The 18,756-nt window shown below is 59.0% G+C and carries 22 protein-coding genes and 1 pseudogene; 14 read left to right on the top strand and 9 right to left on the bottom strand.

Annotated elements, in window-relative coordinates; genetic code table 11:
• Nucleotides 1–123 precede the first annotated feature (123 nt).
• Nucleotides 124–1,011: an NAD(P)/FAD-dependent oxidoreductase gene (locus M0746_RS13895; protein ID WP_258449591.1), complete on the top strand. Its 888-nt coding sequence runs from the start codon at nt 124–126 to the stop codon at nt 1,009–1,011.
• Between the two features lie 13 nt (nt 1,012–1,024).
• On the opposite strand, the gene M0746_RS13900 is transcribed toward M0746_RS13895, so the two are convergent.
• Nucleotides 1,025–1,552 carry a DUF3087 domain-containing protein gene (locus M0746_RS13900; RefSeq protein ID WP_208937805.1) on the bottom strand — a complete coding sequence of 176 codons (528 nt, stop codon included), beginning with the start codon at nt 1,550–1,552 and terminating at the stop codon, nt 1,025–1,027.
• 224 nt (nt 1,553–1,776) lie between these two features.
• Here M0746_RS13900 and ppnN point away from each other — a divergent pair, with 224 nt between their 5' ends.
• The gene (ppnN, locus tag M0746_RS13905; RefSeq protein WP_090284194.1) at nt 1,777–3,150 is read left to right on the top strand and encodes a nucleotide 5'-monophosphate nucleosidase PpnN; all 1,374 of its coding nucleotides are present in this window, start codon (nt 1,777–1,779) and stop codon (nt 3,148–3,150) included.
• A 94-nt stretch (nt 3,151–3,244) separates the two neighbouring features.
• Here the strand turns inward: ppnN and M0746_RS13910 are convergent, their stop codons facing one another.
• Nucleotides 3,245–4,228, bottom strand: coding sequence for a terpene synthase family protein (locus M0746_RS13910; protein ID WP_258449592.1), 984 nt, complete (start codon nt 4,226–4,228; stop codon nt 3,245–3,247).
• A 381-nt stretch (nt 4,229–4,609) separates the two neighbouring features.
• Here M0746_RS13910 and M0746_RS29210 point away from each other — a divergent pair, with 381 nt between their 5' ends.
• Together M0746_RS29210 and M0746_RS29215 are read left to right on the top strand one after the other, a co-directional pair.
• The gene (locus tag M0746_RS29210; RefSeq protein WP_342454987.1) at nt 4,610–5,116 is read left to right on the top strand and encodes a polyprenyl synthetase family protein; all 507 of its coding nucleotides are present in this window, start codon (nt 4,610–4,612) and stop codon (nt 5,114–5,116) included.
• Between the two features lie 32 nt (nt 5,117–5,148).
• Nucleotides 5,149–5,544 (top strand): hypothetical protein, encoded by a 396-nt coding sequence (locus tag M0746_RS29215; RefSeq protein ID WP_342454988.1) that lies wholly within the window; start codon nt 5,149–5,151, stop codon nt 5,542–5,544.
• 100 nt (nt 5,545–5,644) lie between these two features.
• Here the strand turns inward: M0746_RS29215 and M0746_RS13920 are convergent, their stop codons facing one another.
• Both M0746_RS13920 and M0746_RS13925 read right to left on the bottom strand, forming a co-directional pair.
• Nucleotides 5,645–7,054, bottom strand: coding sequence for an FAD/NAD(P)-binding protein (locus M0746_RS13920; RefSeq protein ID WP_258449593.1), 1,410 nt, complete (start codon nt 7,052–7,054; stop codon nt 5,645–5,647).
• On the bottom strand, nt 7,055–7,618 hold the full coding sequence (locus M0746_RS13925; RefSeq protein ID WP_208937807.1) for a helix-turn-helix domain-containing protein: 564 nt from the start codon (nt 7,616–7,618) through the stop codon (nt 7,055–7,057).
• 88 nt (nt 7,619–7,706) lie between these two features.
• Here M0746_RS13925 and M0746_RS13930 point away from each other — a divergent pair, with 88 nt between their 5' ends.
• The 7 genes and pseudogenes from M0746_RS13930 (at nt 7,707) to M0746_RS13960 (ending at nt 14,941) form a co-directional block, all read left to right on the top strand.
• Nucleotides 7,707–8,639 (top strand): DMT family transporter, encoded by a 933-nt coding sequence (locus tag M0746_RS13930; protein ID WP_258449594.1) that lies wholly within the window; start codon nt 7,707–7,709, stop codon nt 8,637–8,639.
• Between the two features lie 245 nt (nt 8,640–8,884).
• Entirely contained in the window at nt 8,885–11,803 is a 2,919-nt protein-coding gene (locus tag M0746_RS13935) for a monovalent cation/H+ antiporter subunit A (RefSeq protein WP_258449595.1), read from the top strand.
• Entirely contained in the window at nt 11,803–12,147 is a 345-nt protein-coding gene (locus M0746_RS13940) for a Na+/H+ antiporter subunit C (RefSeq protein ID WP_007910763.1), read from the top strand. Before M0746_RS13935 ends, M0746_RS13940 begins: the two co-directional genes overlap by 1 nt.
• Nucleotides 12,144–13,822: pseudogene (locus tag M0746_RS13945) on the top strand (monovalent cation/H+ antiporter subunit D). The gene M0746_RS13940 and the pseudogene M0746_RS13945 overlap by 4 nt, the downstream one beginning before the upstream one ends.
• Entirely contained in the window at nt 13,819–14,307 is a 489-nt protein-coding gene (locus tag M0746_RS13950; RefSeq protein WP_258449596.1) for a Na+/H+ antiporter subunit E, read from the top strand. Before M0746_RS13945 ends, M0746_RS13950 begins: the two are co-directional and overlap by 4 nt.
• Nucleotides 14,304–14,582, top strand: a complete 279-nt coding sequence (locus M0746_RS13955; RefSeq protein ID WP_090284207.1) for a K+/H+ antiporter subunit F — start codon at nt 14,304–14,306, stop codon at nt 14,580–14,582. The genes M0746_RS13950 and M0746_RS13955 overlap by 4 nt, the downstream gene beginning before the upstream one ends.
• Entirely contained in the window at nt 14,579–14,941 is a 363-nt protein-coding gene (locus M0746_RS13960; RefSeq protein WP_208937811.1) for a Na+/H+ antiporter subunit G, read from the top strand. Before M0746_RS13955 ends, M0746_RS13960 begins: the two co-directional genes overlap by 4 nt.
• A gap of 110 nt (nt 14,942–15,051) precedes the next feature.
• On the opposite strand, the gene M0746_RS13965 is transcribed toward M0746_RS13960, so the two are convergent.
• From M0746_RS13965 to M0746_RS13980, 4 genes are all read right to left on the bottom strand, one after another.
• Entirely contained in the window at nt 15,052–15,492 is a 441-nt protein-coding gene (locus tag M0746_RS13965) for a DUF3995 domain-containing protein (RefSeq protein WP_208937812.1), read from the bottom strand.
• A 191-nt stretch (nt 15,493–15,683) separates the two neighbouring features.
• A complete protein-coding gene (locus tag M0746_RS13970) occupies nt 15,684–16,700 on the bottom strand; it encodes an ABC transporter substrate-binding protein (RefSeq protein WP_258449597.1) in 1,017 nt (338 codons plus the stop codon).
• A gap of 126 nt (nt 16,701–16,826) precedes the next feature.
• The gene (locus tag M0746_RS13975; protein ID WP_208937814.1) at nt 16,827–17,024 is read right to left on the bottom strand and encodes a hypothetical protein; all 198 of its coding nucleotides are present in this window, start codon (nt 17,022–17,024) and stop codon (nt 16,827–16,829) included.
• A complete protein-coding gene (locus M0746_RS13980; RefSeq protein ID WP_052178306.1) occupies nt 17,021–17,470 on the bottom strand; it encodes a hypothetical protein in 450 nt (149 codons plus the stop codon). Before M0746_RS13980 ends, M0746_RS13975 begins: the two co-directional genes overlap by 4 nt.
• Between M0746_RS13980 and M0746_RS13985 the strand changes: the two genes are divergently transcribed.
• From M0746_RS13985 to M0746_RS13995, 3 genes are read left to right on the top strand one after another with little or no spacing between them, the layout of a single operon-like run.
• A complete protein-coding gene (locus M0746_RS13985; RefSeq protein ID WP_258449598.1) occupies nt 17,465–17,902 on the top strand; it encodes a hypothetical protein in 438 nt (145 codons plus the stop codon). The genes M0746_RS13980 and M0746_RS13985 overlap by 6 nt on opposite strands.
• Nucleotides 17,890–18,159 (top strand): hypothetical protein, encoded by a 270-nt coding sequence (locus M0746_RS13990; RefSeq protein ID WP_258449599.1) that lies wholly within the window; start codon nt 17,890–17,892, stop codon nt 18,157–18,159. Before M0746_RS13985 ends, M0746_RS13990 begins: the two co-directional genes overlap by 13 nt.
• A 50-nt stretch (nt 18,160–18,209) precedes the next feature.
• Nucleotides 18,210–18,449, top strand: a complete 240-nt coding sequence (locus M0746_RS13995) for a DUF2789 domain-containing protein (protein WP_258449600.1) — start codon at nt 18,210–18,212, stop codon at nt 18,447–18,449.
• A 5-nt stretch (nt 18,450–18,454) separates the two neighbouring features.
• Here M0746_RS13995 and M0746_RS14000 read toward each other — a convergent pair whose 3' ends face one another.
• Nucleotides 18,455–18,658, bottom strand: a complete 204-nt coding sequence (locus M0746_RS14000) for a hypothetical protein (RefSeq protein ID WP_258449601.1) — start codon at nt 18,656–18,658, stop codon at nt 18,455–18,457.
• Nucleotides 18,659–18,756 lie beyond the last annotated feature (98 nt).

The raw sequence follows: 18,756 nt of genomic DNA on the forward strand, positions 1-18,756 counted from the left end.
TTCCAGACTGATAAAGAATGTCTCCGAGTATCGCTTGCAAGATCTGAAGTTACGAGACTATTGACAGTCTTTTTTCACGTAACTTACGCTGTACCCTGAAACCTCACAGCGGAGATCTGGATCATGGTGTACGACGTCATCATTGTCGGCGGCAGTTACGCCGGGCTGTCCGCCGGCCTGCAACTGGCCCGCGCCCGGCGCAGCGTGCTAGTGCTCGATTCAGGCCTGCGACGCAATCGCTTCGCCGGCACTTCCCACGGATTTCTCGGACAGGACGGACGCACGCCGGGCGACATTGCTGCCGAGGCGCGAGCGCAATTGATGGCCTACCCTACCGTGCAATGGCTGGCAGATACGGCGGAAGAAGCGATGCAAGCTGCCGCGGGTTTTGACGTGCGCACCCTGGCCGGCAAACAGCTCAGCGCCAGGCGCCTGATCCTCGCGTCGGGCGTGATCGACGAATTGCCGGACATCGAAGGACTCCAACCACGCTGGGGCCAAAGCGTTTTTCACTGTCCTTACTGTCACGGCTATGAACTGAATCAGGGCGCAATCGGCGTACTGGCGACTTCGCCCCTGTCAATTCATCACGCCCTGATGCTGCCTGACTGGGGCCCAACCACATTCTTCATCAATGGCGTTTTCGAACCCGATGCCGAGCAACTGGCGCAATTGGCTGCACGCGGAGTGAGGCTGGAAACCCGGCGCGTCAGGCGCATCGATGGCGCGCGTGCCGACGTGGTCCTCAGCGACGGCGAGATCGTCGCGGTCGCCGGTCTGTTCGCCATGCCGCGCACACGCATGGCAAGTCCGCTGGCCGATCAGTTGGGCTGTGTATTCGAAGAAGGGCCGATGGGGCCTTTTATCCAGACTGACGCAACCCAACAGACCAGCGTCCCTGGGGTCTTCGCCTGCGGAGATGCCGCACTGGCTGCCGGCTCCGTCGCACTGGCGGTCGGCGATGGAGCCCGCGCCGGGGCAGGCACACACCGCTCGCTGATTTTCGCCTGAATACGCTGACGCCTTAGCGCGGCGTCTGCTTCAACGCGTCCAGCCATGCCGGATCCAGGCGCGTCTGCTCGGTATCGAGCCCCTGCGCCTGCATGCGCTGTTTATGCTCTTCGACTTCCCGCCACAGTTGCCCCTGATCGCTGGAGTTGCCGTCCAGCTCGTGCATCTGCATCAGGCCCAGATGATAGAACCGCAGCACTTTAAACGCGGTCGGATCGTTTTGCGCGACGGCGGCGGTCAGGTGATGCATCACATTGGTGACACTCATCAGGCTGCGCTTGAGCCGCCAGCTGTACACCGCCGGCGCCATCCAGCTCTGATGCCAGAAGCGTCCTCGCAGCAAGGCGCCGGTCAGTAAAAAGGCCAGGAACACCCCGCCGACATTGAAGCGCAGGTTGTCGCCGTCAGGCTCGCCGAACAGCGCCACGGCCACGCTGGAAAACAGCATTGCCAATACCAGAAACAGTACGGCGATGATGATCGTGCTGCGCCGGGTCTGCTGGCGGAAAGTGGCGGCGTCCATCGGCTGAATCTCGAACATCACAAATGACTTCCTTGAGCGACAAGAGGGGTAACGGAAAAAACCGCCCGGCGCATTATCGCCTCTGGTGCGGATTTAGCTATGCTGGGGCTCCTTTTGATCTTTTCAGCGTCCAACGGGGACATGGCGGTATAGCGCAGATCGTGCCATCTTCATTCATGGATACACATTATTCGGATGCCGTTCGCCTGTTCAGGGAATGACATCGTTTTAAGGATCACTGCATGACCCAACGACACGTAATCAATGCCTCGGTCAGTCCGAAAGGCAGCCTCGAAACCCTTTCTCAACGTGAAGTGCAACAACTGAGCGAAGCCGGTTCCGGCAGCACCTACACCCTCTTCCGCCAGTGCGCCCTGGCCATTCTCAACACCGGCGCCCACGTCGATAACGCCAAGACCATTCTCGAAGCCTACAAGGATTTCGAAATCCGCATTCACCAACAGGATCGCGGCGTGCGCCTGGAGCTGTTGAACGCTCCGGCCGACGCATTCGTCGACGGCGAAATGATCGCCAGCACCCGTGAAATGCTGTTCAGCGCCCTGCGCGACATCGTCTACACCGAAAACGAACTGGACAGCCAGCGCATCGACCTGAGCAATTCCCAAGGCATCAGCGACTACGTGTTCCACCTGCTGCGCAACGCGCGCACCTTGCGTCCGGGTGTCGAACCGAAGATTGTCGTGTGCTGGGGCGGTCACTCGATCAACACCGAAGAATACAAATACACCAAGAAGGTCGGCCATGAGCTGGGCCTGCGCAGCCTCGACATCTGCACCGGCTGCGGCCCGGGCGTGATGAAAGGCCCGATGAAAGGCGCGACCATCGCCCACGCTAAACAGCGCATTCACGGCGGTCGCTACCTCGGCCTGACCGAGCCTGGCATCATCGCCGCTGAAGCGCCGAACCCGATCGTCAACGAACTGGTGATCCTCCCGGATATCGAAAAACGTCTGGAAGCATTCGTGCGGGTCGGCCACGGCATCATCATTTTCCCCGGCGGCGCCGGTACGGCCGAAGAGTTCCTCTACCTGCTGGGCATCCTGATGCACCCGGACAACAAAGGCCTGCCCTTCCCGGTGATCCTCACCGGCCCGAAAAATGCCGCGCCGTATCTGGAACAGCTCGATGCGTTCGTCACTGCAACTCTCGGCGAAGCGGCCCGTCAGCATTACGAAATCATCATCGATGACCCGGCCGAAGTGGCGCGACAGATGACCCAAGGCTTGAAAGCCGTGAAGCAGTTCCGCCGCGAACGCAACGACGCTTTCCATTTCAACTGGCTGTTGAAGATCGACGAAGGCTTCCAGCGCCCGTTCGATCCGACCCACGAAAACATGGCCAACCTGAAGTTGCACCTCGACCAGCCTGCCCACGAACTGGCGGCCAATCTGCGGCGCGCGTTCTCGGGGATCGTCGCCGGTAACGTCAAGGACAAGGGTATTCGTTTAATCGAAGAACACGGGCCGTACCAGATCCGCGGTGACGCGGCGATCATGCAACCGCTCGACGCCCTGCTCAAAGCCTTTGTCGCCCAGCATCGGATGAAACTGCCGGGTGGCGCGGCGTATGTGCCGTGCTATCGCGTGGTGGCGTAGTTCCACCAGCCACATGCAAAGCTTGTTCGCTCTGCCAACTCTCAAGGGCAGAGCGAACTCGTCAACGCCCCTCAGCCGCTATGCAAAGATCCGCTCAATCTGGCTGGAAGCGCACCTCGCGATAACGCGGGACAGCCATATGCCAGGCGGCATTACCACGCCATAGCCATTCAAAGGCTTCTGCGCACCGGACTGCCTGTTCAATAACCACGGCCTCACAACCCAGCCTACCTAACTCGACGGGCAATCGAGTCCGCGTTCTGAAGAACTGCCGAACCCAATTTTCTATTTGCCGACCAAGCTGCGCGGCCGCCTGGTCCGGACTTGAATCATTCTGGTGGCGCCAATGGGTGATCAGGTTGTAAATATCCTCATCGGGATTTTTCATGATCTTGAACGACAACAGATCGTTCACTGCCTTGAGCAAGTTCAAAGTCAGCCGCCGTACTGTCTGCCAAATCATGGAGTAATACACGGTCGATGGAAGATTCACTCTCATTGCAAAGTAGGTAAATTCAACACATACCTGAAATCCGCCGGCGCTGCGCCAGTTGCATTTGTAATCATCCCGACCGGGCTGACTCCGTTCCAGTCGATGAACCGCTGCACGCATACAGGGGTAAATGTACGTTTGATATTGATCAAGCGTCCGCCGCCTCCACTGATCAGGCATGAAAGCCCCAGCACGGCCAATGACGTCTGCCAAACCACCGGCGAGCCCACTACCGGAAGTAACGCTACCCGCACAAGCCTTCTCATACACTTGGCTCAACACCTCCTCCAAGGCCTCGGGGTCGTCGCCTAACGTCTCGTCCGCCAAATCATCCTGACAACTGAACCATGCCGTCAGAAGCGCAAGGATGCGAAGATCGTTACGACTCGAATTGGGCCACATGTAGGCCGCGTAGAGACCAGCCATATACATATCGCGCTGGCAGACCTCGTAACGGGTGTCCTCGAGGCCAAGACTCTTGAGCCATTTGCGTGCGTGCCGCTCGGCATCCCGCACATGAGGACTCATTTTCACATCCAACAAATTCATAAGCGGTGGTAATGAATAGTTCATGAGAATATCCATATGAGTCTCTATTTACGGGGCGACAGCGCAAGAACATTGCCCAAGCGACTGTCCGGCAACATCGACCATCGACAAGCCTGGAAGCATATTGAATATATAGGCCAGAAAAATCATTTCACTAAAAACCTGCAAGAGTAACCTTTTACATTCGCGCCAAGCACCAGTCCGCCTTGCCCGCCATTAAGAACAATTAGTCTTGCATCATGAACTTAAACCACCTGTCATAGAACGCAACCAGGCAAAATCTATAACTAACCATTCTAAATCCCTGTTTGCACCTGGCAAAAATCTGTCTATCTTTTGAGAAAAATCAAGACATCTTGTTTACGACGTAACTTTCCATATAAGGAATCAGCAATACAGGATGAGGAGCCCCGTCAAATGTCTTCGATGTCGCCGCAATACACACTCGCCAAACGAAGTTGGGCGGCCGCTTTCGATTATCAGGAACAGCATGCCGGGAAGAAGGTCAGGACTGCTCTGACTCGCGCACTGGCAGCCGTTTTTCAGATCGATTCGCAGCAGTCGAATATCATTAGTCGATGCGTGGAGCGAAAAAACACAGCATCGCTGATCCACGACGACATAGTGGACGAAGACCGAATCCGTCGGGGCGCCCCCGCAGTCTGGGTCAAATTCGGTGTAGACACTGCTCTGATTTCCGGGATGTACGGGTACATCAAAGGCTTGCAATTATTGGCAGAGCTGGACGATGTGAACTTGCTTCGCGCCTCGCTACGCAGTCTTGAAGAACTGCACATTGGTCAGCACATCGACACGCAAATAAGCAAAGGCAGTTCGCTTCCCACCTTCGAGGAATACCGGTTTATTGCCCAATCCAACACCGGCTGTTTTTTACTTTCATCCTGCAGGCCTGCCAACAACTGAAGCCGCTGCCCCAAGGAAGCTACAGCGCCCTCATGCAAATGCTTTTGGAGCTGGCCGTTTATTATCGCCTGGTCAATGATTATTGTGACATCAACCACAGACCTCATTTTGACAGGAAAGGATTCGCCACCGATCTGGAGGGCGGACCGAAGTCTTTCTTGATGATACTTGCAGACCGTTGTCTGCTAAAGAAGTCAAGAAGCAAAAAAAGAAAGGATGCAATCATTCTTGAATGGGGCAACGCGGGTGTATTCGACAAGGCATTGGCAACCATGGACGCCAGTTACGCGCTGTTAACGCAACATTACGAACGTGCGCAGCGCAAGTGCAACCAGCGCAACTTCAGCGATCTTCGGCGCTTCTTGAAGAGCATTCATTTTCAACAGTCCATTCACGACAATTATTATGAATGGCTGAAAAAACAATAAACTCAAGCCTCACTGGCTTGAACCGAAGCATTATTTGCCCATACATTTTCAAGGGAAATGACACTCTGTCAGCGCCTTGATCGCGGAGGTCAAGCCGCTGCTATTTGATCCGCTCAGCTGCCAACCGTGCAGCCAGTGCCTTGGCCTGGATCGCCACATCCGTCACCGCCGTACTCTCCCACCACATCCCGCGCAAAGGTGGTCCCATGGCGTACAAACGCCTGGAGGCGTGCCCTTCGGCATCCAGCACCGCGCCGTCCGCCGCTGCGGCAATCCCCAGCGCCAGCGGCCCGGGTTGCGCCAGACCGCGGGCCAGCAACTGCTGCGGCAATGGTCGCGCCACACGGCGCCAGTCGTACTCGATACCGCTGGAGTTGATCAGCGCGGCGCCCGTTACCACGCGCGTTTCGGATTCTCCACGACGCCGAATGCGAATCCCGACTCCGCCCTCCGAACTCGGCTCGAGCCCCTTGAACGAGGCCGCATCAATCGTCAGCCGCCCTTCCTTCCCGTGCAGTCTCTCAAGCAACTGCGCGCTCAACGGCGGCGAGCGGTGATGATGACTTTCCCACCATGGCCGCACATGGCGTACGAATTGTCGCCGCTGTACGTCGGTCGCTTGACTCCACAAACGCGCGATGTGCACGCGAACCGTGTCCAGCGGGGCCTGCCAGTCGATACCTTGCGCACTGGCTATCTGGCATTGTCGACGCAGTTCACGCACCAACTGCCGTGGCGTGCGAAGGTCGTGATCGGCAGCGAGGAAATCCACCCACGCTGGTGGCTGCCGGCGCACATGCGGCAGCAAGCCATGCCGGGAAAACACTTTGATCGGCCCGCGATGCCCGGCCTGCTCCAGCGACACCACCGCATCGACCATGGTCAGGCCGGAGCCGATGATCAGCACGGCCGATTGCGGATCGAGCAGGCGCATGGCGGCGACGTCCCAGGGATCCAGCGCGGCGGCGTTGAGGCCGCTGGAGGTTTTCTGCGGGGTTCGCGCGGCGGGGAACATGCCGGTCGCCAGCACCGCATAGGCCCCGCGCAGGTTTTGCCCGTCGCTCAAGCTCAGTTGTACCGAATCCGTAGCGGATATCAGGTCAGTGACTTCGGCGCAGAGGTGTTCGACGCTCGAGCCGAATTGAGCGCCGATTGCGCGGGCTTCGGCCAGACGCTGCTGGACATAGACACCGAACAATCCGCGCGGCGGAAACAGTTCGCTGACCGGCACGTTCTGCTCGGCAGACTCCGGCCAGCCGCCGGCAGCGATGTGCTCGGTGAGCCATTGAGTCAGGTCGTCAGGATTATCCGGGTCGACGCTCATGCGCGCGGCGTTGCCATTGAGCGTATGGCCCAGCTCCACTGCGCTGTAGGCCTCGCCCCGGCCGAGTTCGGCGCGCGGCTCGATGATCAGGATTTTGCGCTGCCCGGGAAGACGCAGCAATTGCACCGCGAGCATCGTTCCACTGAGGCCGCCGCCGATGATCAGAACATCTGCACTCACGCTCATTCAAATCACCACATTACGGATGAATCGCGCCGCCACATCACCGTCATTGCGATAGGAATGCGGCTGATGGCTGGCAAACATGTAGAACTCCCCGGCATTGATGTGCTGCGGCTGATCGCCGAGCATCAGGGTCAGACATCCCTCGAAAACAAAAATCTGCTCACTCCAGCCCTCGGCGTCGACCTGCGACGGATAGACCTCACCGGGTTGCAGACACCATTCCCACTGCTCGACTTCGCGTGTAGCGATGGCTTTCGACAGCAGCACTGCTTTGCTACCAGGAATGCTGCCGGCCCACGCCACTTCATTGATGCGGCTGGGATCGCGGGCATCCGGGGCCTGGATGAGATCACTGAACGCCACATCGAGCGCTTCGGCGACGCGATCCAGCGTAGTCAGGCTGACATTCTTCTCGCCCGCCTCGATCGCCACCAGCATGCGCCGACTGACCCCGGATTTTTCCGCCAGCGCCGTCTGGCTCAGATCGGCGGCATGCCGCAAACGCCGGACATTCTGGCTGACGTGTTGCAGGACGGAAGCGCGTTGCGTGGAATCTTTGTGCACTATATTGCTCACTCGGTGGGGTTGGGCAGTATACTGCGCAACGTTGGCCGCATTGTGCAGCCTCCTTTTTATAGTGCGCAAGGTCACCATGTCATCGAACAGTTCTCCCGCTCCCGTGCGTCTCTCCCGTTTCAGCAAAGCCGAGTGCGTGCTGGTGCTGATTACGATGATCTGGGGCGGAACGTTCCTGCTGGTTCAGCATGCGATGACCGTCAGCGGCCCGATGTTCTTTGTCGGCCTGCGTTTTGCGGCAGCGGCGTTAATCGTCGCGCTGTTCTCCTGGCGTCATCTGCGCGAACTGAGCCTGTTCGAACTCAAGGCCGGCGCGTTCATCGGCGTGGCGATCATGCTGGGTTACGGCTTGCAGACGGTGGGCCTGCAAACCATCCCGAGCAGTCAGTCAGCGTTTATCACGGCTTTGTATGTACCGTTCGTGCCGTTGTTGCAATGGCTGGTGCTGGGACGGCGACCAGGTTTGATGCCAAGCATCGGCATCATGCTGGCGTTTACCGGGTTGATGCTGTTGTCCGGCCCGTCCGGCGCGGCGCTGAATTTCAGTCCCGGCGAGATCGCGACATTGATCAGCGCGATCGCCATTGCTGCCGAGATCATTCTGATCAGCACCTACGCCGGCCAGGTCGATGTGCGACGGGTAACGGTGGTGCAACTGGCAACCACATCAGTGCTGTCGTTCCTGTTGGTGGTGCCGACCGGTGAGCTGATTCCGGATTTTTCCTGGACGCTGCTGATCACCGCGCTGGGCCTGGGCGCAGCGAGCGCGGCGATTCAAGTAGCGATGAACTGGGCGCAGAAAAGCGTTTCGCCGACGCGGGCAACGCTGATTTATGCCGGTGAGCCGGTGTGGGCCGGGATTGTCGGGCGGATTGCTGGCGAGCGGTTGCCGGCGATTGCGCTGGTAGGTGCCGGGTTGATCGTTGCGGCGGTGATTGTCAGTGAGTTGAAGACCAAGGCTGCGAGGTCTGAGACCGAAGCTGAGTTGGAGCGGGAAACTCAGGGTTGATCGATAACATCTCGAGCGTCTGGCGTGGCGCTTTCGCGAGCAGGCTCGCTCCCACAATGGAATGTATTTCAAGGTGGGAGCGAGCCTGTTCGCGAAAATGCCATCCGCCACAACATCCCTGCCACTGAAACAAGGCTAAACACAAAAATCCGGACTACTTTGTAGGATTCTGAGACATCCTGGCGTTTGGTGATCGGGGAGCTGGCACGTATGATGCTTCACAAACCTCCGCAGATTAGAAGCCTATGTCCCTGATAGTTCTACTGCTTCTGCCCTTCATAGGCAGCTGTCTGGCAGCCGTGCTGCCACACAATGCGCGCAACGCCGAATCCCTGCTGGCTGGTCTGGTCGCTCTGATCGGCACCGTCCAGGTCGCAATGCTGTACCCGCAAATTGCCCATGGCGGGGTGATCCGCGAAGAATTCATGTGGCTGCCCAGCCTCGGGCTGAATTTCATTCTGCGCATGGACGGCTTCGCCTGGTTGTTCTCGATGCTGGTGCTGGGCATCGGCACCCTCGTTTCTTTATATGCCCGTTATTACATGTCGCCGGACGATCCGGTGCCACGTTTCTTCGCATTTTTTCTGGCGTTCATGGGCGCCATGCTCGGGCTGGTGATTTCCGGCAACCTGATTCAAATGGTGTTTTTCTGGGAGCTGACCAGCCTGTTCTCGTTCCTGCTGATCGGCTACTGGCATCACCGTGCCGACGCCCGGCGCGGCGCCTACATGGCGTTGATGGTCACGGGGGCCGGCGGATTGTGCCTGCTGGCGGGGGTCATGATCCTCGGCCATGTGGTCGGCAGCTATGACCTCGACAAGGTCCTGGCCGCCGGCGACATGATTCGCGCACACGCCCTCTACCCCATCCTCCTGCCGCTGATTCTCATCGGCGCTCTCAGCAAAAGCGCACAGTTCCCCTTCCACTTCTGGCTACCCCATGCGATGGCGGCACCGACCCCGGTTTCTGCCTATCTGCACTCGGCGACCATGGTCAAGGCCGGGGTTTTCCTGCTGGCGCGCCTTTGGCCCTCACTGTCGGGCAGCGAAGAATGGTTCTACATCGTCAGCGGCGCTGGCGCCTGCACGCTGCTGCTCGGCGCGTATTGCGCGATGTTCCAGAACGACCTGAAAGGCTTGCTGGCCTATTCGACCATCAGCCATCTTGGCCTGATCACCCTGCTGCTCGGTCTGAACAGTCCGCTGGCAGCCGTGGCCGCCGTCTTCCACATTCTCAACCACGCCACCTTCAAGGCCTCGCTGTTCATGGCCGCCGGCATCATCGACCATGAAAGCGGCACCCGCGATATCCGCAAACTCAGCGGCCTGTTCAAGCTGATCCCCTTCACCGCAACACTGGCCATGGTCGCCAGCGCCTCGATGGCGGGCGTGCCGTTGCTCAACGGTTTCCTCTCGAAAGAAATGTTCTTCGCCGAAACCGTGTTCATCAATGCCACGGCGTGGGTCGAAACCAGTCTGCCGATCGTCGCCACCATCGCCGGCATGTTCAGCGTCGCCTATTCGCTGCGGTTTACCGTCGATGTGTTCTTCGGCCCGACCGCCACCGACCTGCCGCACTCCCCGCATGAACCGCCGCGCTGGATGCGCGCACCCGTCGAATTGCTGGTGTTCACCTGCCTCCTGGTGGGGATTTTCCCCGCGCAGATCGTCGGCCCGCTGCTCGCCGCTGCGGCGCTGCCGGTGGTCGGCGGCGAGTTGCCCGAATACAGCCTGGCGATCTGGCATGGCCTGAACGCGCCGATGATCATGAGCCTGATCGCCATGTCGGGCGGGATCGTCCTTTATTTGCTGCTGCGCAGACAATTCAGACTGGGGCGCTTCAAATATCCGCCGCTGGTGGGCCGTTTCAATGGCAAGCGCCTGTTCGAGCGCAGTCTGGTGGTGATGATGCGCCTGGCCCGACGCGTCGAGCGCCGCCTCGGCACCAAGCGCCTGCAGATGCAGTTGTTTCTGGTGGTATTGGCGGCAGTGCTTGCTGGCCTCATCCCGATGTTGCACAGCAGCCTGAGCTGGGGCGACCGGCCGAAGATCCCCGGCTCGATCGTCTTCGTCACCCTGTGGCTGCTGGCAATCGCCTGCGCCCTTGGTGCAGCCTGGCAGGCCAAGTATCACCGCCTCGCGGCACTGACCATGGTCAGCGTCTGCGGCTTGATGACCTGTGTAACCTTCGTCTGGTTCTCCGCGCCGGACCTGGCGCTCACGCAGCTCGCCGTCGAAGTGGTTACCACGGTGCTGATCCTGCTCGGTCTACGCTGGTTGCCACGCCGTATTGAAGAAGTCTCGCCATTGCCGAGCAGCCTGCGCAAAGCGCGGATTCGTCGCCTGCGCGACTTGCTGCTGTCGATCGCTGTCGGCGGTGGCATGGCGCTGCTGTCCTACGCGATGCTGACCCGGCAGACGCCCAACGACATTTCCTCCTTCTATCTCAGTCGCGCCCTGCCCGAAGGCGGCGGCAGCAATGTGGTCAACGTGATGCTGGTGGATTTCCGCGGCTTCGATACCCTCGGCGAAATCACCGTGCTGGTCGCCGTAGCGTTGACCGTGTTCGCCCTGCTGCGCCGCTTCCGCCCACCGAAAGAAAGCCTGCAACTGCCAGCGCAGCAACGCTTGCTGGCGCCGGACGTGGTCACCGATCTGGTCAACCCGCGCTCGGCCAGCGACACCGCGCTGGGCTTCATGATGGTGCCGGCAGTACTTGTGCGTCTGCTGCTGCCGGTTGCGCTGGTGGTGTCGTTCTACCTGTTCATGCGGGGGCACAACCAGCCGGGCGGCGGTTTTGTCGCCGGCCTGGTGATGTCGGTGGCGTTCATCCTGCAATACATGGTGGCCGGTACGCAGTGGGTCGAAGCGCAAATGAGCCTGCGACCGCTGCGCTGGATGGGCACCGGTTTGCTGTTCGCCACTGCCACAGGTCTAGGGGCGATGCTGGTCGGTTATCCATTCCTGACCACGCACACCTGGCACTTCGAGCTGCCGGTGCTGGGCGATATTCACATCGCCAGCGCACTGTTTTTCGACATTGGGGTGTATGGCGTGGTGGTCGGTTCGACGTTGTTGATCCTCACCGCCCTCGCCCACCAATCGGTACGGGGCCACAAGACCGCGTCGCTACCCAGGTCCGTCGCCAGCAAAGGAGCCGTCTGATGGAAGAAGTCATCGCAATCGCCATCGGCGTTCTCGCCGCGTCCGGGGTCTGGCTGATATTGCGGCCGCGGACGTTTCAGGTGGTGATGGGTTTGTGTCTGCTGTCGTATGGGGTCAACCTGTTCATTTTCAGCATGGGCAGCCTGTTCATCGGCAAGGAGCCAGTGATCAAGGACGGTGTCACCCAGGACTTGCTGCACTACACCGACCCACTGCCACAAGCGCTGGTACTCACGGCGATAGTCATTAGTTTTGCCATGACCGCGCTGTTCCTCGTCGTGCTGCTCGCTTCGCGCGGCCTGACCGGCACTGACCACGTTGACGGCCGGGAGCCTAAGGAATGATGGCGATGACGCACCTGATCGCCGCACCGATTCTGCTGCCGCTGCTCACCGCCGCGCTCATGCTGATGCTCGGCGAACGGCACCGGCCGCTGAAAGCGAAAATAAACCTGTTCTCCAGTCTTCTCGGCCTGTTCATTTCAGTGATGCTGTTGCAATGGACGCAGACCACCGGTGTGCCTGGCTCGATCGGCGTTTACTTGCCGGGCAACTGGCAGGCGCCGTTCGGTATCGTGCTGGTGATTGATCGACTGTCGGCGCTGATGCTGGTGCTGACCGGGATCATCGGCGTCAGCGCCCTGTTGTTCGCCATGGCACGCTGGGATGGCGCAGGCTCAAGCTTCCACGCGCTGTTCCAGATTCAATTGATGGGACTGTACGGCGCCTTCCTGACGGCGGACCTGTTCAACCTGTTCGTATTCTTTGAAGTCCTGCTGGCGGCGTCCTACGGCTTGCTGCTGCATGGCTCGGGTCGGGCGCGGGTGTCGTCGGGGTTGCATTACATCTCGATCAATCTGCTCGCTTCGTCGCTGTTCCTGATTGGCGCAGCCCTGATCTACGGCGTTACCGGCACCCTGAACATGGCTGATCTGGCGCTGAAGATTCCGCTGGTGTCAGAAGCCGACCGTGGCTTGCTGCACGCGGGCGCCGGCATTCTTGCAGTCGCATTCCTGGCCAAGGCTGGTATGTGGCCACTGAATTTCTGGCTGGTGCCAGCGTATTCCTCGGCCAGCGCACCGGTGGCGGCGATGTTCGCGATCATGACCAAGGTTGGCGTTTACACCCTGTTGCGCCTGTGGACGCTGCTGTTCTCCGAGCAAGCGGGGGCATCGGCATTTTTTGGCGGCGACTGGCTGATCTATGGCGGCATGGCGACCATGGGCATCGCAGCACTGGCGATTCTGGCGGCACAACGACTCGAACGCATGGCCAGCCTGAGCATTCTGGTGTCGGCGGGAATTCTGCTGTCGGCGGTAGGTTTCGCTCAGCCCAACCTGATCGGCGGCGCGCTGTTCTATCTGGTCAGCTCGACTCTGGCACTGAGTGCGCTGTTTCTGCTGGCGGAGTTGATCGAGCGTTCGCGCTCGGCCAATGAAATCCCGCTGGAAGACGAGAGCGAACTGCTGCCGCGACCGCAGGAATCTCTGCAACCGCCCAAAGGCATCAACCTCGACGACGAGCAAAAAGCCGTGGTCGGTCAGGTGATTCCATGGACCATGGCGTTTCTCGGCCTGAGCTTCATTGCCTGCGCACTGTTGATCATCGGCATGCCGCCGCTGTCAGGGTTCATCGGCAAACTCAGCCTGATCGGTGCATTGCTTAACCCGCTGGGGCTGGGCAACGGCGGGCCGATCGCCAATGCCGCGTGGGCGCTGCTGGCCTTGCTGATCCTTACCGGGCTGGCTTCGTTGATGGCGTTTTCGCGCTTGGGCATCCAGCGTTTCTGGACGCCCGAAGAGCGTCCTTCGCCGCTGCTGCGCAAACTTGAATGCGCGCCAATCTTCCTGCTGCTGGGGCTGAGCATCGTGCTGACGTTCAAGGCTGAGCCGCTGCTGCGCTACACCCAGGCCACCGCCGATGCGCTGCACAACCCCAGCAATACGTGATGGCAGTGCTTGGCACACGCGCCGTTCCCAGCCCGGAAGGCAAAGCCGCAATGCTGGAGGTGCAGCCATGAAGCGACTGTTTCCGGCACCGTGGTTGTCTTTAGCGTTGTGGATTTTGTGGCTGACGCTGAATCTATCGATCAGCCCGGGCAATCTGATATTGGGTGCGGCACTGGGCTTTGCGGCACCGTTGATGATGCGCAAACTGCGTCCCAAACGCGCGCGCATTCGACGCCCGGGCAGCATCATGCGCCTGTTCTTTCTGGTCGGGCGCGATGTGGTGATGTCGAATCTGATTGTCGCTTGGGGCGTGCTCAACGCCGGCCGTCGTGCGCCGCGCTCGTGCTTTATCAAAGTGCCACTTGATCTGCGCGATGCTCACGGGCTCGCGGCGCTGGCGATGATCTGCACAGTGGTGCCCGGCACGGTGTGGTCAGAGCTGGCACTGGATCGCAGCGTTCTGTTGCTGCACGTTTGGGATCTGCATGACGAAACGCAATTCATCGAGCACTTCAAAAGCACCTACGAGCGACCGTTGATGGAGATTTTCGAATGAGCCCATTGCTGTCGAATGCGATTCTGCTGACGCTGTTCCTGTTCTCGCTGGCCATGGTACTGACGCTGATTCGCCTGTTCAAAGGCCCCTCGGCGCAGGACCGCGTCCTGGCGCTGGACTACCTGTACATCGTCGCGATGCTGATGATGCTCACTCTGGGTATTCGTTATGCCAGTGACACTTACTTCGAAGCGGCGTTGTTGATTGCGCTGTTCGGCTTCGTCGGCTCGTTTGCACTGGCGAAGTTCCTGCTGCGTGGCGAGGTGATCGAATGACCGCTGAACTGTCTCTCTGGGTCGAAATTCCGGTGGCGATTCTGCTGGTGCTCAGCGGCGTGTTCGCCCTGATTGGCGCCTTGGGTCTGTTACGCATGAAGGATTACTTCCAGCGCATGCACCCGCCGGCACTGGCATCAACACTGGGCGCCTGGTGTGTGGCGCTGGCCTCGATAATCTGTTTTTCGGCGCTGAAAACCACGGCGGTGGTGCATGCCTGGCTGATTCCGATCCTGCTGGCGATTACCGTACCGGTGACGACACTGCTGCTGGCGCGGGCGGCACTGTTTCGCAAGCGCATGGCCGGTGATGATGTGCCGGCAGAGGTCAGTAGCCGGCGGACTGAAAGCGGTAGCTGAAAGTTTTTTATGGCCTGCAGTAAAGCTATCGCGAGCAGGCTCATTCCTACATGGGAACGCATTTCAAACGTAGGAGTGAGCCTGCTCGCGATAGCAATATCCCCTTCACCTCAAATCCAGGCCACCGCCAACAACCCCGCTCCCAGCACCGCACACAACGGCGAATACACCCAGGTATCCAGCCGTGCAAACCGTGAATCCTTCACTTCCTTGAAAAACCCCACCAGATTGGAATCGCCAATCGCGCGGGCAAACAACAACAAGGCAATCGCGCTGATTACCCATTGCAACGCCTTGTGCTGCACCGCCGGCATACCCCAGCCGACCCGCATGCACACCAGCACGGCAATCAACAACAAGGCACCTGCCACCAGCAAGGTAATCCAGCCAGACGGCTTGAATGCCGGCCGCAGCGTTTCGACAAACCCGGCCACCGGAACCTGCGGCACCACTACCGCCGCCGCCCATTGCCCACCCAGCGCCCAATACACATGCATCAGGCCGATCAACGCAAACACACTCACCAGCCATTGAGCCAACACAAAGGTCATGGTTGAAATCCTTGGAAAGGGATTTGAACAAACCATCGTAGTCGGATTTTTCTCATCTGCACGACCGGTCGGCGGTATGCATGGGCATGAGCCGAATTTCCAAAGCATCGCCAGCAGGGTGGCCCCCACATTGGGTATGGGATCCCCTTTTGGGGGCAGCCCGCTGGCGATGAATGCAGTCGCCGAGACGACTATTTCAGATCAGCCGAAACCTTATCCGCCACATCCTTCGGTAACCACGCCTGCCAGACATCCGGATGCGCCTTCATGAACGCCACTGCCGCCTCCCGTGGCGAGGTGTGCTTCTCGCTCATCTGCGCCAGCGCTTTGTTCAGCGGTTCGATCGGGAAGTCCACCTTGCTGAAGAATTCAGCGATCTGCGGATATTGCTTCTGGAACGGCGTCGACACGCCGATCGACAGCTTTGAGGCCAGCGAGCGGGTCGGTTTCGGATTGGGGTTGTCGGCGTCGGTCAGGGTCTTCCAGGCCTCGGCGTCAAACGCTGGCTCTTCCAGTTGCACCAGTTTGTACTTGCCGAGCAGCGGGGTTGGCGACCAGTAATAAAACAGTACGGGCTTGCCGCGACGGATAGACGAGCTGATCTCGGCATCCAGTGCTGCCCCCGAGCCGCTGCGGAAGTTGGTGAAATCGTCCTGCAGGCCGTAAGCCGTCAACTTCTGCTTGTTGACCACTTCCGAAGTCCAGCCGATCGGGCTGTTCAGAAAACGCCCCTTGCTGGGGTTTTCCGGATCCTTGAACACGTCTTTGTACTTCTTCAGGTCGCTGACGCTGCGCAAGTCCGGGGCCATGGGTTTGATGCCCTTGGCCGGGTCGCCCTTGATCACGTATTCAGGCACCCACCAGCCCTCGGTGGCGCCTTTCACCGTATCGCCCAGGCTGACCACTTTGCCCTCGGCCTCGGCCTTGACCCACACCGGACTGCGCCCGGCCCATTCCTCGCCAATCACCTGAATATCATTGTTGGCCAATGCGGTTTCCAGGGTGATGGTGGTTCCCGGCAACGTGTCAGTCGGCAATCCATAGCCTTTCTCGACGATGACCCGCAGGACATCGGTGATCAGGCTGCCACTTTCCCAGTTCAGGTCGGCGAAATGGATCGGCGCCTGCGCGGCCGAGACCGATTGCGCTGACGTCAGCAAACCGAAGGTGGCCACGCTGGCGGCCAGTAACCGTCGAAATCCGTTCATGCATTGCACCTCGTGCTGTTCACAGCCATGGCAGTTGGCCTGAGAGAAGACCGCAAGCCGCTGAATACTCAGTCAACTCACTGTAGCCGAGGTTCCTGCTTTTTCCGGGCCTGCGCCACGACGAGGTTACGTTTCAGATTTTTCCTGCAGGCTTTGCAGCTCGCGTCTGACCATCCCGGCGTATTCCGCGGGCCGCAAGGTATAAAGTTGCGCCGCCACCCAATTGAGCCATGCGCCCTGCAACTCAGTCTTTGCGGCAAACAAACGCTGGGCCTCTTTGCGCGCGGCTTCGAGGTGTTGTGAATGGAAATCTGCGCGACTCACTCGCTCGCCTTGAAGGTCACGAGTTCACCCTTGCGCCATTTGGCCGCCTTGGCAGTGACGGCTTTGAGGGTTTTGGTCAGGCCTTCCTGCAACTGTTGATGAGCGGCGAACACCGTCACCACGCTGTGCCCTTCCTTGAACAGGATCGCATGGCCGTCAGCGGTCTCGACGAAGGCGTAATCGCCCAGGCCATATACCGTCAGTTTGATTTCACGGAAGCGGATATCCATCTTCCCGCCTTCCCGGCTGGGCAAGACCGATGCGCTGAAATGATCACCGACCTTGAGCTTGAGACCGGGCTTATCGTCGACGACCAAAGCACTTTCGGTGTCGATTTCGGCAACGTAAATGCCTTCGGCGTTTTGCTCGGTGATGTAAACAAAACGCGATTGAAAAAGTTTGACCAGCTTTGCGCGCAAATCACCCAACACGAACAAAGCATGCATATCGAGATTACTGACTGCCAAGGAAACATCCCCACACTTAAAAAAACCGCACCCGGAAAACGCGCACGGCAAAAAACGTCGAGGCCGATGAAGCTGCCAAATGACTCAACTGAATCCGAATCGAGCGGAGTGCTCGTTCAACGCGAGATTGGTAAGACTAATGGATTGTCACCCGCGAAACTCGCCCCAAAGTCGCCACAGGTCGAAGGAAAAATCCTTACTGATGGCGCAAGCAGACTGACTACGAACATTAGGGAAAATTCTCACGAAAAAAGCATTTTTCCGACATATCGCTGGCGAAAAATTGCTTTAGATAAGCCCTGTCGTCAACAGGCACTGGCGATTCTAGAGCAGCGATGCTCATTCCGACTACCCGAAACTGCCGGTAATTCCCGGCCGACTGATGAAAAGGACTTCATATGTGCACTCTGACGCATTTCGCCGTATCGACTGACACCCGCAGCAGCGCACCGCTGATCCTGCAGGTCGCGCACCTGAATGATCCGCCGACAACTTCTAACAATCCGCCCCCGCGATTCCAGGTGGTACCTGCCGGTAACGCGTTCTTCCATATAAAGGAAACATCCACCGGCCTTGTCAGAGGTTTCCGCGGCGATCACAACGAAGCCTGCGCCCTCGCCCGCTCCCTTGAATTAAAAATCGAACTCCACGCCAACGGTTACCTCTGATAAGGGGAATGAACGCACACGCCGTACCGGCACCGATCTGGGAGTAGATGATGGAACTGCCAACCGAACTTAACCTGACCACCCTTTTTGACCAACTGGGCTTGCCGTCGGACGAAGCGTCGATCAACGATTTCGTCGAAGCGCACCCGTTGGATCAGGACACCAAGCTTATTGATGCTGAATTCTGGACGCCGCAACAAGCACAATTGCTTAAGGAATGGCTACGTGCAGACGGCGAAGAAGCGCCGATTGTCGATGAGCTCAATGTGCGCCTGCATCGCGGCAAATGAGCCAATCAGTGCAGACGGTCGCCGGGCTCGAAGTTCAGTTGTTCGAGCCAGGCAGCCTTGCAGGCCTCAGCCTCGTCGCGACTGACAAAAGCCGTCCCACGCCGCTCGCCGTTGAGCAACACCACCCAGCACACACTGCGTCCCAAGGCGCGCAAGCCAGCCGGCACACCGCTGCCGATCATCACCGCCACATCAATTCTGCATTGCATGCAGCTCTCCCGAAATCATTAGCAACCTAACTAAGCGTGCAGATTAAGGGTTTCGGTCAAGCGGAAACAGCAACACATGTGCACAGATTCATTGCGCC

The organism is Pseudomonas sp. S11P7, assembly GCF_023195435.1.
Lineage (GTDB): Bacteria > Pseudomonadota > Gammaproteobacteria > Pseudomonadales > Pseudomonadaceae > Aquipseudomonas > Aquipseudomonas fluorescens_G.